This window comes from Nonomuraea mesophila (genome assembly GCF_004352805.1).
GTDB classification, from domain to species: domain Bacteria; phylum Actinomycetota; class Actinomycetes; order Streptosporangiales; family Streptosporangiaceae; genus Nonomuraea; species Nonomuraea longispora.
The window spans coordinates 33,785-49,585 of sequence record NZ_SMLD01000022.1 but is presented as its reverse complement, the minus strand read 5'-3'; the positions used below and the strand labels follow the sequence as shown (position 1 = coordinate 49,585).

Annotated in this window: 13 protein-coding genes; 12 read left to right on the top strand and 1 reads right to left on the bottom strand. The window is 71.2% G+C overall.

Annotated features, from left to right (window positions below; all coding sequences use genetic code 11):
* Window positions 1-29: 29 nt before the first annotated feature.
* The 4 genes from metK (at window position 30) to E1295_RS11550 (ending at window position 4,121) form a co-directional block, all read left to right on the top strand.
* Complete coding sequence (gene metK / locus E1295_RS11565; RefSeq protein WP_132630248.1) at window positions 30-1,259, top strand: methionine adenosyltransferase; 1,230 nt, start codon at window positions 30-32, stop codon at window positions 1,257-1,259.
* Window positions 1,256-2,122 carry a formyltetrahydrofolate deformylase gene (gene purU / locus E1295_RS11560; RefSeq protein WP_132630247.1) on the top strand — a complete coding sequence of 289 codons (867 nt, stop codon included), beginning with the start codon at window positions 1,256-1,258 and terminating at the stop codon, window positions 2,120-2,122. Before metK ends, purU begins: the two co-directional genes overlap by 4 nt.
* 73 nt (window positions 2,123-2,195) lie before the next feature.
* On the top strand, window positions 2,196-3,137 hold the full coding sequence (locus tag E1295_RS11555; protein ID WP_132630279.1) for a PfkB family carbohydrate kinase: 942 nt from the start codon (window positions 2,196-2,198) through the stop codon (window positions 3,135-3,137).
* Between the two features lie 81 nt (window positions 3,138-3,218).
* On the top strand, window positions 3,219-4,121 hold the full coding sequence (locus tag E1295_RS11550) for a VOC family protein (protein WP_132630246.1): 903 nt from the start codon (window positions 3,219-3,221) through the stop codon (window positions 4,119-4,121).
* Here the strand turns inward: E1295_RS11550 and E1295_RS11545 are convergent.
* On the bottom strand, window positions 4,111-5,445 hold the full coding sequence (locus tag E1295_RS11545; protein WP_132630245.1) for a PucR family transcriptional regulator: 1,335 nt from the start codon (window positions 5,443-5,445) through the stop codon (window positions 4,111-4,113). The two genes, E1295_RS11550 and E1295_RS11545, sit on opposite strands and share 11 nt — an antisense overlap.
* 405 nt (window positions 5,446-5,850) lie before the next feature.
* Here E1295_RS11545 and E1295_RS11540 point away from each other — a divergent pair, with 405 nt between their 5' ends.
* The 8 genes from E1295_RS11540 to E1295_RS11505 all read left to right on the top strand — a co-directional run bounded on the left by E1295_RS11540 (window position 5,851) and on the right by E1295_RS11505 (window position 15,779).
* On the top strand, window positions 5,851-6,786 hold the full coding sequence (locus tag E1295_RS11540; RefSeq protein WP_132630278.1) for an ABC transporter permease: 936 nt from the start codon (window positions 5,851-5,853) through the stop codon (window positions 6,784-6,786).
* A complete protein-coding gene (locus tag E1295_RS11535; protein ID WP_132630244.1) occupies window positions 6,783-7,667 on the top strand; it encodes an ABC transporter permease in 885 nt (294 codons plus the stop codon). The genes E1295_RS11540 and E1295_RS11535 overlap by 4 nt, the downstream gene beginning before the upstream one ends.
* Complete coding sequence (locus E1295_RS11530; RefSeq protein ID WP_132630243.1) at window positions 7,664-8,695, top strand: ABC transporter ATP-binding protein; 1,032 nt, start codon at window positions 7,664-7,666, stop codon at window positions 8,693-8,695. Before E1295_RS11535 ends, E1295_RS11530 begins: the two co-directional genes overlap by 4 nt.
* The gene (locus E1295_RS11525) at window positions 8,688-9,710 is read left to right on the top strand and encodes an ABC transporter ATP-binding protein (protein ID WP_220448661.1); all 1,023 of its coding nucleotides are present in this window, start codon (window positions 8,688-8,690) and stop codon (window positions 9,708-9,710) included. The genes E1295_RS11530 and E1295_RS11525 overlap by 8 nt, the downstream gene beginning before the upstream one ends.
* Window positions 9,707-12,196 (top strand): CoA transferase, encoded by a 2,490-nt coding sequence (locus tag E1295_RS11520; RefSeq protein ID WP_132630242.1) that lies wholly within the window; start codon window positions 9,707-9,709, stop codon window positions 12,194-12,196. Before E1295_RS11525 ends, E1295_RS11520 begins: the two co-directional genes overlap by 4 nt.
* Window positions 12,197-12,286: 90 nt before the next feature.
* Window positions 12,287-13,537: an amidohydrolase family protein gene (locus tag E1295_RS11515; RefSeq protein WP_132630241.1), complete on the top strand. Its 1,251-nt coding sequence runs from the start codon at window positions 12,287-12,289 to the stop codon at window positions 13,535-13,537.
* The gene (locus E1295_RS11510; protein WP_132630240.1) at window positions 13,495-14,586 is read left to right on the top strand and encodes a peptidyl-alpha-hydroxyglycine alpha-amidating lyase family protein; all 1,092 of its coding nucleotides are present in this window, start codon (window positions 13,495-13,497) and stop codon (window positions 14,584-14,586) included. Before E1295_RS11515 ends, E1295_RS11510 begins: the two co-directional genes overlap by 43 nt.
* Window positions 14,583-15,779, top strand: a complete 1,197-nt coding sequence (locus E1295_RS11505) for a cobalamin-independent methionine synthase II family protein (protein WP_132630239.1) — start codon at window positions 14,583-14,585, stop codon at window positions 15,777-15,779. Before E1295_RS11510 ends, E1295_RS11505 begins: the two co-directional genes overlap by 4 nt.
* The last annotated feature ends 22 nt before the right edge of the window (window positions 15,780-15,801 follow it).

The following is a 15,801-nucleotide window of genomic DNA, read 5'->3' as shown; positions in this document are numbered from 1 at the left end:
CTCAACCCATCGCACGAGGAGCCTGTGCCATGACCGACGACGACTACGTGTTCACCTCCGAGTCCGTGACCGAGGGCCATCCGGACAAGATCGCCGACGCGATCTCCGACGCCGTGCTGGACGCGGCCCTGACCCTCGATCCTCACTCCCGGGTCGCCTGCGAGACCCTGACCACCACCGGCATGGTCGTCCTGGCAGGGGAGATCACCACGCCGAAGCCGCTCGACTACACGCAGATCGTCCGGGACACCGTCAACAGGATCGGCTACGACGACGGCGCCTGCGGCTTCGACGGTCACTCGTGTGCCGTCCTCGTGGCGCTCGACAAGCAGTCACCCGACATCGCGCAGGGCGTCGACCTGGCGCACGAGCATCGCAGCGACCGCTCGGGCGACGAGTTCGACCGCGCCGGGGCCGGTGACCAGGGCATGATGTTCGGCTACGCCACCGACGAGACGCCCGAGCTCATGCCGATGCCGATCGCGCTGGCGCACCGCCTGTCCCGCAGGATGGCCGCCGTGCGTAAGGACGGGACGCTCGGCTACCTGCGCCCGGACGGCAAGACCCAGGTGTCGGTCCGCTACCGGGGTGACGTCCCGGTCGGCGTGGAGCAGGTGCTGATCTCGACCCAGCACGCCGAGGAGGCCACGCTGGAGCGGATCCGAGAGGACCTCTGGCGGCACGTCGTCGTCCCGGAGCTGCCGGCCGGCCTGTACGACGCCGACGCGCTCCACCGCGGCCTGCTGGTCAACCCCACCGGCAGGTTCGTGATCGGCGGCCCGGTGGGTGACGCCGGCCTCACCGGACGCAAGATCATCGTGGACACCTACGGGGGGTTCGCCCGGCACGGCGGCGGCGCCTTCTCCGGCAAGGACCCCTCCAAGGTCGACAGGTCCGCCGCCTACGCGGCGCGTCACGTCGCCAAGAACGTGGTCGCCGCCGGCCTCGCCCGCCGGGTGGAGGTGCAGGTCGCGTACGCCATCGGCGTGGCCAGGCCGGTCTCGGTGCTCGTCGAGACATTCGGCACCGAGCGGGTGAGCCGGTCGCTGATCAGGACCCTGGTGGCCGAGCACTTCGACCTGCGCCCCGCCGCGTTCCGCGAGTATCTCGGGCTGCACAGCCCCATCTACGGCCCGACCGCCGCCTACGGACACTTCGGGCGTACGGACCTCGACCTGCCGTGGGAGCGGACCGATCGGGTCGACGCGCTCCGCCGGGCGGCCGCGCTGTCCGCCGACGCCGTCCCCGCCACGCTGTGACCGGAACGGCCCCCGACGTCGGCCGGCTGGTCGTGTCCTGCACCGACCGGCCGGGCATCGTCGCCTGCGTCTCGTCGTTCCTGTACCGGCGTGGAGCCAACATCGTGCAGTCCGACCAGTACTCCACCGGGCCCGTGGGCGGCCGGTTCTTCCTGCGCGTCGTGTTCCGCCTGCCCGGACTGGACAAGGAGCTGCCCCGGCTGGAGCGCGAGTTCCGGGAGGAGGTCACGGTCCGGCTCGGCGCGGACTTCCGTTTCCGCGCCGCCTCCGCGCCGACCCGGGTGGCGCTCTTCGTGTCGCGGTACGACCACTGCCTGCTGGATCTGCTGTGGCGGGCCCGGCGGGGTGAGTTGCCCATCGAGGTGTGCCAGGTGGTCTCCAACCATCCGGACCTCGCCGGCGAGGTGGCCGCTTTCGGGGTGCCGTTCGAGCACGTCCCGGTGACCAGGGCGACCAAACCGGAGGCCGAGCGGCGCCAGCTCGACCTCCTGCGGGGCCGGGTCGATCTGCTCGTCCTGGCCCGCTACATGCAGGTCCTCTCGGGCGGCTTCCTGGACCGGATCGGCGTACCGGTGATCAACATCCACCATTCCTTCCTGCCCGCGTTCGCCGGCGCCGGGCCGTACGAGCGGGCGAAGGAGCGCGGCGTGAAGCTCATCGGGGCGAGCGCGCACTACGCCACCGAGGAGCTCGACGAGGGGCCCATCATCGAGCAGGACGTCGTCCGGGTGTCGCACCGCGCGAGCGTGCGCGAGCTGACGCGGCGCGGCGCGGACATCGAGCGGACCGTGCTGGCGCGGGCCGTGGCCTGGCACTGCGAGGACCGCGTCCTGGTGAACGGCCGCACCACGATCGTCTTCTGACCACATCCACAGAGGAGTAACCGTGCCCGCAGGGACGACCGCGGTGATCGGGTCGATCGCCACCGACCACCTGATGCACTTTCCCGGCCGCTTCGCGGACCATCTCGTGGCCGACCGGCTCAACCGGGTGTCACTGAGCTTCCTGGTGGACGATCTCGTCGTCCACCGGGGCGGGGTCGGCGCGAACATCGCCTTCGGCATGGGAGTCCTGGGACAACGCCCGGTGCTCGTGGGAGCCGTCGGCGCCGACTTCGCCGGCTATCGGGCGATCCTCGAACGGCACGGCGTCGACTGCGGCGGGGTCCTCACTGTGGAGTCGGCCCACACCCCGCGCTTCACGTGCACGACCGACGACGACCAGTGCCAGCTCGCGTCCTTCTACCCGGGGGCGATGACGGAGACCAAGAACATCGCGCTCGCCCCCATCGTGGAGCGGTACGGCACCGAGCTGGTCATGGTGTGCGCCAGCGATCCGGACGCGATGGTCGCGCAGACCGAGGAGGCCAGGTCGCTGGGCGTGCCGTTCGCCGCGGACCCGTCGCAGCAGCTGCCCCGCCTCGACGGCGACCAGTGCCGCGCTCTGGTCGACGGCGCCGCCTACCTGTTCACCAACGAGTACGAACTGGAACTGCTGATCCGCAAGACCGGCTGGGACTCCGACGAGATCACCGGCCGGGTCGGCCTGCGGGTGACCACCCTGTCCGACCGAGGCGTCGACATCGTCGGCCGCGACGGCACCGCGCTGCACGTCGGGGTGGTGCCGGCCCGGACGATCGCCGACCCGACCGGCGTCGGCGACGGGTTCCGGGCCGGATTCCTGGCCGGCGGGAACGGCGGGCTGGGGCTGGAGCGGGCCGCCCAGCTCGGGGCGCTCGTCGCCTCGCTGGTGCTGGAGACGAACGGTGCCCAGGAGTGGGTCATCGACGCCGACACCGACGTGGCCCGCCTGCGCGAGGCTTACGGGGAAAAGGCGGCGGCGGACATCGAGCCGGTGCTGCGCGCCGCCCTGACCTGAGCGGCGGTGCCGCGTTTCCCCGGCCGCGTATTCTTGTCGTGGCGCACCCTGGGTGCGCCACGACGTGCGAGGAGATGCGGCATGCGAAGCATCGGATACCTCGGCGTGCAGTCCGCGTCGGGAGAGGATTGGCTGGGCTTCGGCCCGCGCGTCTTCGGCTTCGAGACCTACCGGCTGCCGGACGGCACGGTCCGGGTGCGCTGGTGCGACCGGTCCCACCGCCTCGCGATCCACCCGGGAGACTCCGACCGGCTGCTCTACCTCGGCTGGGAGATCGGCGCCGAGGAGTCACTGGAGGGCGTCGGGGCTCACCTGAGCGCCGCCGGGTTCGAGGTGACGGAGGGTTCGGAGCGGCTGGCGGCCGAGCGCTCCGTCGAGCGGCTCATCTTCTTCGACGACCCCTTCGGCCTGCGGCACGAGTTCTTCGTCGGACAGGAGGAGAGGGCGGGCTCCTACCAGGGCCGGCGGCCGACGTCGCGGACGGTCACCGGCGCGCTCGGCCTGGGCTTCGTCGTGTTGCGGCTGCCTGACCTGCAGCAGGGGCTCGACTTCTACGCCGGGGTGATGGGCATGAAGGTGTCCGACGCGATCAACCTCGGCGCGCACCTCGGGGAGATGTGGTTCCTGCGGTGCAATCCCCGCCACCACAGCATCGCCCTGCTCGAAGGGGGCGACGACCTCCGGCTCGAACACCTGATGGTCGAGGTGACGACGCTGGAGGAGGTGGAGATCGCCTGGGACCTGGCCAGGAGAGAGATGGACGCCTTCGTCAGCCCCGGACGCCGGCTGTCGGACAACATGTTCCTGTTCCGGGTCAGCACCTCGACCGGCTTCCACGTCTGTTACGGGTGGGGTGCGACCCCGGTCGACGACGACGAGAGCTGGATCCCGCGTTACATCGACTCGTCGACCGGCGCCGGCATCGTCTATTCCGCCGCGGCCGTCGTGACGGCGGGCGATTCGTCCCCCGAGGTCAGGCACTGACGTCGAGGGCGTCGATGATCTCCAGCGCCACCTGCGCGGCGAGGCGGTCACGATAGCTGTTCAGGTCCAGTCCGGTGATCTCCTCGATCCGGTGGATCCGGTAGGTGACCGTGTTGGGATGCACGTGCAGCAGCTTCGACGCCCGTTGCGGGCTGTTGTTCTCCCGGAAATAGCACATCAGCGTGGCGATGAACTCCGAGTGGTGCTTCCTCTCGTGGCGCAGCACCTCGCCGAGGATGTCCGTGGCGAACTCGCGCAGCGTCTCGATGTCGGGCACCTGGAGCAGCAGGCGACCGATGCCCAGCTTGTCGAAGGCGACCACGGCGCCGCGCTGGCCGAGCCGCCGGATCACCTCGGTGGTCCTGCGCGCCTCTTCGTACGAGCGGGCGATGTGCGCCGGTTCGCGGAACGCGCCGCCGACGCCGATGGACACGCCGACGTCGGGGAACAGCGCCCCGAGGCGTTGCACGCACAGGGTGCCGAGCTGCTCGGCCCTGGTGGTCGAGCCCGGGGTGGTGCTCTCGGTCAGTACCACGACCACCTCGTCCGTGCGGACCGAGGCGATCGCGTCCGGGGACTGGGCGGTGAACAGGCGCGCGGTCGCGCCCGCGGCGCGTTCGGCGACCAGGGCGCTGCGCTCGGTGTCGCCCGCGGGCGGTTCGATGATGATCGACAGGACGCGGTGGTCGCGCTCGCTGTCGTAGCCGAGATGCTGCGCCCAGCGGACGACCTCGTCGTGGTCCCGGCCGGACCCGGACAGCAGCCCTTCGACGAGGTCGTCACGCACCTGGCTGGCCGCTGAGAAGATGACGCGCTCGCGGGCCAGGATCACCCCGCAGATCGTCGCGGCATGCTCGGCGATCATCAGGTCGATGTCCTCGCCCTGGTCCGGTGCCGCTCCGACGAGCGAGACGAGATAGGCGGGCACGGTGCCGCCGACCAGGATCGGGGCCACGATGCGGGCCCGGCCGCGCGCCGGGTCCGGCAGCCGCAGCGGGTGGCGGGACTTGCCGGCGTCGGCGAGCATATGCGCCAGCCGTGGATGGATCAGATGGTCGTGGACGTACTGGATGGCGCTTTCGTGGCTCTCGCCGGGGGAGGCCGCGGCGAGGATGCCCATCTTCTGGCTGATGACGGCCACCGTCACGTCGGTCCGGTGGGCGACGAGGTGGGCGACCGTGCCGATGTCGGCGTCCTGGAGAGCCAGGCCGGACAGGTGACGGTAGATCTCCACCAGGTCGCGGAGAGTCCGGTTCTCCTGGGTGATCACGGTGGAACCGCTGGTGACACTGGTCAGGCCGGTGAATGGTGACTCTGCGGCCATGAGCGAATCCTAAGGTCGAACGCCGGGGTTGCCATGTGTGTGACGACAAAGAGTACGTGCCCATGCTGTGGTGTGGCCCAGGGTGCTCCCTCGTCCTGTGGGCTATACGTGGAAACCGGCCTGCGCCCGCCGCCATCCGAGCGTGACGGCATTTCGGGTGGTCACCGCCTTCGACGGGTGCCCGGTAACGATCCCGAAACCGCCCATTTACGCAACGGCTCCCTCTTGACGCCCACGTAGCCGCAGGGCAGCATTGCGTTTACAACTATTGCACATTTTGTCCCATTATCGGACAACGGCGCGGTGAATGCATGTGACACGAACGGACCCTGCGAGTGTCTCGCCCGGCTCCAGCACAGTCTTCGTTCCGCGCGGTGCTGGACGGAGGTGGCGGTGAGCGCAGGCATGGTAATGCGCCGGCTCGGCGGCGGTCTGCTGGTCTTGTGGCTTGTTTCGATACTCACCTTCTTGCTGGTCCAGATGATCCCCGGCGACGTCGCCGAGGTGATCGCAGGTGAGAACGCCACGGTGGCCGAAGTAGCCAGGATCCGCACCGAGCTCGGACTGGACAAGCCCGTTCTGGAGCAGTACGTCAGCTGGTTCTCCGGCGTGCTGCAAGGAGACCTCGGCAACTCGCTGTTCAGCAACCGGCCGGTCGCCTCGACGATCCTCGAGGCGGCGCCGCCGACCGTGATCATCACCCTGATGGCGATGGGTGTCGCGGTCGTGATCGGCGTGACGGCCGGGATCATCGCGGGCCTGACCCAGGGCAGCTGGATCGACCGGGCCGTGTCGGCCCTGGCCACGCTGGGCATCGCGATGCCCAGCTTCTGGCTGGCGATGGTGCTCGTATCGCTGTTCGCCCTGGCCAACCCCTGGCTGCCGGCGACCGGATACGTCGACATCAGGGAGGGATTCGGGGTGTGGCTCTCCCACGTGATCCTCCCGGCCACGTCACTCGGCCTGGCCACCTCGGCCGAACTCGCCAGACACACCCGGGGCTGCGTCGCCGACGTGCTCACCCGCCCGTACGTACGCACGGCACGGGCCCGGGGCGCGTCGGGGCCCTGGCTGGTCCGCAGGCACATCCTGCGCAACGCGGCCATCCCGGTCGTGACCGTCCTCGGCCTGCAGACCGGACGACTGCTCGGGGGAGTCATCGTGGTGGAGGCCGTGTTCGGCATCTCCGGCCTCGGCTCCCTGGCCATCAACTCGGTGCTGCAACGGAACTACCCGATGATCCAGGGCTACGTCCTGTTCAGCGCCGTGGTCGTGGTGGCGATCAACCTCATCGTGGACCTGGCCTACGGCTGGATCAACCCGAAGGTGCGTACGGCATGACCACCACCACCACGACTCCCACGCCCGCCGCCGCCAAGAGCTCGCGCCCCGCGCGGCACGTCGTCCTGACGATTCTGCGCCGGCCGGCCGGCGCGGTCGCCGTCGCCTTCATCGCCCTCCTCGTCTTCCTGGCCATCGCCGGTCCACTCGTCTCCCCGCACGACCCGGAGGCGCAGAACCTCGGCAACAGGTTCGCCGAGCTCAGCTGGACGCATCCGCTCGGCACCGACGAGTTCGGGCGCGACGTCGCCAGCCGGATCATCCAGGCCTCGCGCATCGCCGTCGTCGCCCCGCTCATCTCGGTGGGCGTGGCGCTGCTCATCGGCCTGCCGCTCGGGCTGTGGGCCGGCCTGCGCCGCGGTGTCGTCGACGCCGTCGCGGGCCGGCTGGCCGACACGATCCTCAGCCTGCCGGCGCTGGTCGGGGCGCTGGCCATCGTCGCGGTGCTCGGCCCGGGGCTGGTCAACGCCATGCTGGCGGTCGGCATCATCTTCGCGCCCGGCCTGTTCAGAGTCGTACGCGGCGCGACCCTGGCCGTCGCGGAGGAGACCTTCGTCGACTCGGCGGTGGCCATCGGCTCGTCCACCCGGCGCACCCTGTGGGTGCACATCCTGCCCAACATCGCCGCTCCGCTGCTGGTTCAGGTCACGATCCTGATGGGCGTCGCGCTCCTGGCCGAGGCCAGCCTGAGCTTCATCGGCCTGGGCGTCCAGCCACCCGACGCCAGCTGGGGCTCGATGCTCAAATCCGCGTACACCAACCAGTTCCACTCGCCCTTCTCGGTGGTGCCGTCCGGAATCGCGATGGTGCTGACCGTGCTCGCGTTCAACACGATCGGTGACTCGATCCGCGACGCCGTCGGAGTCAGGAGGCGGACATGACAGCAGGACCGGGACAGCGAAGCGACGCCGCCGAGCCGTTGCTGTCCGTCGAGGGCCTCACCATCGATCTGCCCGGCGGTGCCGGGCAGCCGGGGCTGGTCGAGGACGTCACCTTCGAGGTACGCAGGGGGCAGGCGGTCGCCCTGATCGGCGAGTCCGGCTGCGGCAAGTCGCTGACCTCCATGGCGATCCTGGGCCTGCTGCCCGCGGCCGTCCGGGTCGCGGCGGGCTCGATCCGCTTCGATGGGGTGGACCTGCTCACCTGCAGCCGGCGGGAGCTCCGCCGGATCCGGGGCGGGCCGGTCGGCATGGTGTTCCAGGAGCCGATGAGCAGCCTCAACCCGACGATGACCGTCGGCGACCAGATCGCCGAGGCGCGCCGGCTGCACCTGGGTGAGCGTCGGTCGGTGGCGCTCGAGCAGGCAGGACAACTGCTGAGCCGCGTGGGCATCCCGAACGCCGAACGCAGGCTCGGGTCCTACCCGCACGAGATGAGCGGCGGCATGCAGCAACGGGTCATGATCGCGGCCGCCATCGCCTGCGAACCGAAGCTGCTGATCGCCGACGAGCCGACCACCGCCCTGGACGTCACGATCCAGGCCGAGATCCTGGAGCTGCTGCGCGATCTGCGGCGCGACCTCGATCTGGCCGTCCTGCTGGTCACCCACGATCTCGGCGTGGTCGCGGACTTCTGCGACGACGTGGTCGTCATGTACGCCGGTCACATGGCCGAGCGGACCCCCGTCGACCGGCTCTTCCACGAGCCGCGGCACCCGTACTCCAGCGCGCTGCTCGCCGCCGTGCCGCAGGCGGGCCGGGCCAGGACCAGCCTGACGGTCATCCCGGGCAGGGTTCCGTCCGCGGGGCAGTTCCCCGGCGGCTGCCGGTTCGAGCCCCGCTGCGTGCACAGCGTCGACGACGTCTGCCGGCGACCACAGGCCGACACCACCATCGGCGACGATCGCCGCACCCGGTGCGGGCGCGTCGCCTCCGGTGACCTGATTCTGAAGGGGACCGTCCGTGGCTGAGGATCATGTGGTCTTGCGCGTGCGCGGCCTGGCCAAGTCGTTCCCGCTGCGCCGCAGCATGCTGGGCCGGACGCTGGAGAGCGTCCGCGCCGTCGACGGAGTCGACCTGGAGGTACGGGCCGGCACCACGGTCGGCATCGTGGGCGAGTCCGGATCGGGCAAGACGACGGTGGGCCGGCTGATGGCCCGGCTGCTCAAGCCCGACCAGGGCACGGTCGAGGTGGAGGGCAAGGACGTCAGCAAAGCGCGCGGCAGCGAGCTCAAGGAGATGCGCGGCCGGCTCCAGGTCATCTTCCAGGATCCGTACGGCGCCCTCGACCCGACCAAGACGATCGGCCACGCCGTCGCCGAGCCGCTCCTGGTCCACGGCAGGATCGGCCGGGGCGAGATGCGCGAGCGCGCCGCCCAGCTGCTCGGCCGGGCCACCCTCGATCCGGCGTTCGTCGACAGGTATCCGGACGAGTTGTCCGGCGGGCAGCGGCAGCGGGTCTGCATCGCCCGCGCGCTGGCGCTCTCGCCGAGCGTCCTCGTCGCCGACGAACCGACCTCCGCGCTGGACCTGTCCACCCGCTCGGAGATCCTCAACCTGCTGCTGTCGATCCAGCAGGACACCGGGCAGGCGATGGTCCTCGTGTCCCACGACTTCGCCACGGTCAGGCACCTGTCGCACCGGATCGCGGTGATGTACCTGGGCCGGATCGTCGAGGAAGGCACCGCGGAGCAGGTCGCGACCGACCCGCGGCACCCGTACACCAAGGCGCTGCTGTCGGCGGTGCCCGTTCCCGACCCGGACGTGCAGCGGTCCCGGCGCCGCACCGTGCTGCGCGGCGAGCTGCCCGATCCGGCGAACCCCCCGACGGGCTGCCGCTTCCGCACCCGCTGCCCGGTCGCCCAGGACGAGTGCGCGCACCAGGACCCGCCGCTGCTGCGGATCGGCGCCCAGCACAGCGTGGCCTGTGTCCTGCACCAGCCGGCCGTCGCGCCGGTCACCGAGTCCCAGGAGACATCGCGATGAGCACCTCTGAGCAACGGCCGGGAGCTCTCCAAGGGATCCGAGTCGTCGACTTCGGTCACCACGTTGCCGGGCCGCTGGCCGCGGTCATGCTCGCCGACCAGGGAGCCGACGTCGTGCACGTCGACCGTCCTGGCGTCACACCCCCGGCCGATGACGCGTTCTTCAATCGGGGCAAGCGGCGCATCAGCCTTGACCTGAAGGACGCGGCGGACCTCGGCGTCGCCCGCGACCTCGTCCGGCGGGCCGACGTCCTCATCGAGAACTTCCGGCCGGGGGTGATGGACCGGCTCGGGCTCGGCTGGGAGGAGCTGCGCGCCGCCAACCCCCGGCTCGTCTACTGCTCACTGCCGGGCTTCGCGGCCGACGATCCGCGCGCCGGGGTCCCCGGCTGGGAGGGCGTCATCGCGGCCGCCACCGGCAACTGCCGGATCCGGGCCGGTCACGCGCCGGACGGCTGGGACGACACCCGGCCGACCTACACCGCGATTCCCGTGGCGTCCAACTTCGCGGCCTTCTGCGGCGCCTTCGCGATCGTGGCGAGCCTGACCGCCCGGCAGCGCACCGGGCGTGGCGACCGGGTCGAGGTCCCGCTGTTCGACGCGATGTTCGAGGCCATCGGGGGGAGCGGCGCCTACCCGGTCGCGCGGGGACTGCCGCCGGAGCGGGCGATCAGCTCCAACGGCAGCGGCACGTACCGCTGCTCGGACGGCAGGTACGTGCAGTTCAACCCGATCGGTGCGACGCCCCGATTCCTCGTCTGGTTCCTCGACGCGGCGGGGGTGACGGCCTGGGTGGGCGAGGGCCTGGCCGACCGCGCCCGGCTGGATCGCGACCCGGAGCTGCGCCGGCTGCTGCACGACCGGCTCACCGCGCTGTTCCTGACCCGTCCGGCGGGCGAGTGGGAGGAGCTGGCCGGTGTGGCGGGCGTCCCGCTCGCCGCCGTCCGGACGCTCGCCGAATGGCTGGACAACGACCACGCGCGCGCCTCCGGACAGGTCGTCGTGGTCGACGATCCTGAGCTGGGCGCGACGGCGATGCCCGGCTCGGCGGTGTGGCTGTCGGCCACCCCCGCGCTGCCCGGCAGGCCCCGGCACCTGCCCGACGCGGACCGTGCCGAGATCCTCGCCGAGCTCGCGTCGCCCGCCGGCCCGCCGAGTGCCGAAGTCGCGTCGCCCGCCGGCCCGCCGAGTGCCGAGCTCGCATCGCCCGCCGGCGCGTCCCCCGCTCGCCCGCCGCGCGTCGAGGCTGGTCCGGTCGCCGATCCGGTTGCTGGTCCGGCCGCCGGTCCGGTCGCGCTGCCCTACGCGGGGCGGCGGGTCGTCGACCTCACCCAGATCCTGGCCGGGCCGAGCGCGGGACGGATCCTGGTCGAGTTCGGGGCCGACGTCGTGAAGATCAACTCGCCGCAGCGGCGCGTCGGCGCGCACGGGTTCGTCAACCGCGGCAAGCGGACGATCCTCGTGGACGTGAAGTCGAGCCAGGGCCAGCAGATCCTCTGGCGGCTCATCGACGAAGCGGACGTCCTGACCCACAACTTCCCCGAGCGGACCGCCGAACGCTACGGCCTGGGCTACGAGCACGTCCGGGCCCGCCGCCCGGACATCGTCTATGTCTCCGTCAGCTGTTACGGCTACGGCGGGCCATGGGCGGGCCGCCGGGGGTACGAGACCCAGGGCCAGGCGGCGACCGGAATCATGACCCGGACGGGCGGTGACGGCCGGCCGGCCGTGCTGGGCCCTTACAACGTCCTCGACTACGGCACCGGCGCCATGGCCGCCTTCGCCGCGGCAGTGGGCATCTATCATCGCGAACTGACCGGCGCCGGCCAGCAGGTGCGCACCTCACTCACCCGGACGGGCGGCTACCAGCAGGCGAGCTTCGCGGTGCGCCCCGCACACGAGCTCCCGGCCGTCACGCCAGGTGGGAACGTTCCTGGAGGTGCGCGCGCGGCCGAGCCGAGCGGGCCGGAGGCTCTCGGGCTCAGTGCGTGGCACCGGTTCTACCAGGCGGCCGATCGATGGTTCTTCCTCGGGGCCACCCGGCGGTCCCTGCCGGTGCTCCGCGAGGTTCCCGGCCTGGAGCAGGCGCTGTCCGGCCTCGACGGGTCCGACGACGACGCGGTGGCAGCGGCCCTGCAGACCGCCTTCCGTACCGCCACCGCAAGCGAGTGGACCGGCCGCCTCACCGAGGCAGGGCTGGGCGCGCACCCGGTCACGACGCTCGCGGAGTTGATGGCCGACCCGTGGGCCCGCTCCCAAGGGCTCACCGTCACCCAGATCTCCGAGGAGGCCGGCGAGGTGGTGATGCCGGGCATCGCCATCCGGGTGCACGGCAACCCGCCACGCCTGGGCCATCCGGTACGCCGGCCCGGCGCCGACGCCCACGAGGTGCTGGACCGGATCGGGCTCGCCGGCTCGGCCGAGACGCTGGAACAGGCCTGGGCCGTGCAGATGTCCGCGTTGCCCTCGGGCTGGGACCACTTCTGACCCGGCACACCCCTGACGAGCAAGCCAACAGCACATCACCGGCCCGCTGAGCGGGACACGCCGCGATCCGCGGCACTGACAGGAGGACTGATGAGCGACGACCAGGCCACCCGGTGCGACCTGCTGATCAAGGGCGGCCGGGTCCTGGACCCCGGGCAGGGGCTTGACGGCGTCATGGACATCGCCGTGACCGGCGACCGGGTCACGGCGGTGCGGGAGGACATCCCGGCGGACTCGGCGCGCCGGGTGATCGACGCGAGCGGCTCCGGGCGCTACGTCGTCCCCGGCCTGATCGACATCCACACGCACGTCGCGCGCGGGGCGATCACCCCCGGCGTGGGCATGGAAGGCTGCGACCCGGACGACATCGGCGTGCGGTCGGGAGTCACCACGCTGGTCGACGCCGGATCCGTCGGTGTCGCCAACATCGGCGTCTTCTCCGCCTACATCCAGCCGAACGCCAGGACGCGGGTCATCCCGTACCTGAACATCGGCAGCTACGCGCACACCATGCCCACCATGGTCGACGTCAACGATCTGGCCGAGATCGACCCGGTCGCGATCGCCAGGTGCGTCGCCGCCAACCCGGGGCTGGTCCAGGGGATCAAGCTGCGGCTGGTCGGACCGCTGGTCGCCACGCACGGCAAGGACATCGTCTCCGCGACCAAGGCGGTGGCCAGGGAGCACGGGGTCCCGCTGATGGTGCACATCGGCGACCTGTCCGCGCGGCGGCGGCCCGATCCACACCTGCTCGAACCGGCCACCCGTTTCGCCGTCGAACAGCTCGACGCGGGCGACATCCTCACCCATCTGTGCACGCCGAACCACGGTGGCGTGATGGACGCGGCGGACCGGATGATGCCCGCCCTGCTCGCCGCCCGGGAGCGCGGCATCACCCTGGACTCGGCGCTGGGCAGGGGGAACTTCGGCTACCGGGTCGCGAGCGAGCAACGCGCGCTCGGTCTCCTCCCCGACACCATCAGCAGTGACCTGACGGCGGCGGGCGAGACCTTCCACTCCCTGCTGGAATGCATGGCGAAGTTCATGGCCGTGGGCTACACCCTGTCCGAGGTGGTCCGGATGACCACGGCGAACGCGGCGCGGGCGATCGGCGCCGAGCATGATCTCGGCGCGATCGCGGTCGGCAGGGAAGCCGACCTGACGGTGCTCGACCTGGTCGAGGGCGACTTCGAGTTCGTCGACACCAAGCAGGAGGTCTTCCACGGCGGCTTCGGCCTGCGGCCGGTGCAGACCGTACGGGCCGGCGCACTGGTGGCGCCCGGCTGGGGGACGCACCCGTGGGGCTGGCTGCCGGCGCCGCGTTCCGGGGCGGCGTCATGACGGCGGTGACGCGCGGGCACGGGCGCCGGTTCGAGGTCGACGGTGACTGGGAGCGGCTGCCGGACGGCCTCCAGCACGCGGACGTGGCCGCGGTGGACGTCGACGCCGCCGACCGCGTCTACCTGTTCACCCGCTTCGACGGCCAGGTCATCGTGTACGAGCGCGACGGCACCTTCGTACGCAGCTGGGGAAAGGGCCTGTTCACCACGCCGCACGGGCTGACCGTCGGGCCGGACGGCGGCGTCTACTGCGTCGACGCGGGCGATCACACGGTCCGCAAGTTCACCCCCGAGGGCGACCTGCTCATGACGCTGGGCACGGCCGGCGTGGCGTCGGACACCGGGTTCGCATCCGGCCGTCCGGTGCGCGTGCACAGCGTCGAGGGCGTCCGGTACGCGGGCGGGCCGTTCAACCGCCCCACCAACCTGGCCGTCGCCCCGGACGGCGACCTCTACGTGAGCGACGGGTACGGCAACAGCCGGGTGCACAGGTTCACCGCGTCCGGTGACCTGATCGGCTCATGGGGCGAGCCCGGCACCGGCCCCGGGCAGTTCCATCTGCCGCACTGCCTGGACATCGCGCCGGACGGGCGGGTGTTCGTCGGCGACCGGGAGAACGACCGGATCCAGATCTTCACCTCCGAGGGCCGCTTCATCGAGGAGTGGACGGACCTCCGGCGCCCGTGCGACCTCACCATCGCCCCGGACGGCTCGGTGTACGTCGTCGAACTGTGGCGGCCGGAGGGCAAGCGCTCCTTCGTGCACGGAGAGGCGGAGCAGGACCAGCCCGCCCGGCTGACCGTGCTGGACCCGTACGGGCGCGTGTCCGAGCGGTGGGGGGACTCCACGACGGATCGCACGGCGACCGGCAATTTCATCGCACCGCACGGGATCGCCCTGGACTCCCACGGTGACCTGTACGTCGCGGAGGTGACGTACAGCTTCGCCATCAGACCCGGCTGGGTCGCGCAGTCGAGCGCCCGGCACCAACTGCAGAAGTTCCTGCGCGTCGGCGCGGGAGAAGACATCGTGGCTAGGAGACTCGCATGAGGCGCGAAAACCGGATCCTCACCTCGCACGGCGGCAATCTGCCGCGTCCCGGGGACCTGGACGAGCTGATCGCCCAGGGCGACCGGGAGGCCATCGACGCGCGCCTGCCGGGCGCGGTGGCCGAGGTCGTCGCCCGTCAGATCGAGTGCGGCATCGACACCGTCAACGACGGCGAGTACGTCAAGGCCGCGAACATGGCCGGCTACAGCGGCTACATCCACGCCCGGGTGACCGGCTGGGAGGTGCTGCCCATCGACCCGAGCGTCCCGCCGAAGCGCGAGTACGTCGCCGCGCGCGACAAGGCGGACTTCCCGGGCACCTACGCCTCCGGCCTGTGGTTGTCGGGTTCCGGCGGGCCGGTCAGGCCCGGCTTCGCGACCCCCGGAGCCGTACCGAAGATGCCGACGTCGGGCCGGGTGTGCACCTCGCCGATCACGTACATCGGCCAGGACGCCATCGCCGCGGACATCGCGGCGATGAAGACGGCCGTCGAGGGCAAGGAGGTGGACGGCTTCATCGCCGCGCTGGGGCCGCTCAGCCTGGGCGCGGGCGCCCGGAACGAGCACTACGCGAGCGAGGAAGAGTACATGTTCGCCGTCGCCGAGGCGCTCCGCGAGGAGTACCGGGCGGTCACCGACGCCGGGCTGGTGCTGCAGATCGACGAGCCCGAGTTCGCGACCACCTGGCAGTTCCACCCTGCGTGGACGGTCGAGGAGCTGCGCCGCTACCTCGAGTTCGCGGTCGAGGTGATCAACCACAGCATCGACGGGCTGCCCGCCGAGCAGATCCGGATGCACACCTGCTGGGGCAGCGGTCACCGGCCGCACACGCACGACATCGGCCTCGAACACATCGCGGATCTGCTGATCAAGGTCAACACACAGGCTTACGCCATCGAGTCAGGAAATGTCCGGCACGCACATGAGTGGCGGGTGTGGGAGGACGTCAAACTGCCCGAGGGCAAGATCCTCGTGCCCGGCGTGGTCAGCCACGCCACCGACCTGGTCGAGCATCCGGAACTGATCGCCGAGCGGCTGACGAACTTCGCCGGCGTGGTGGGCAAGGAGAACCTGCAGGCGGGGACCGACTGCGGAATCGGATCGCGCGTGGGCCACGAGGAGATCGTGTGGGCGAAGCTCGCCGCGCTGTCCGAAGGCGCCGCGATCGCCAGCAGGCGCTTGTGGGCCGCCTAGCCCGCGGCTCAAACGGAGGACC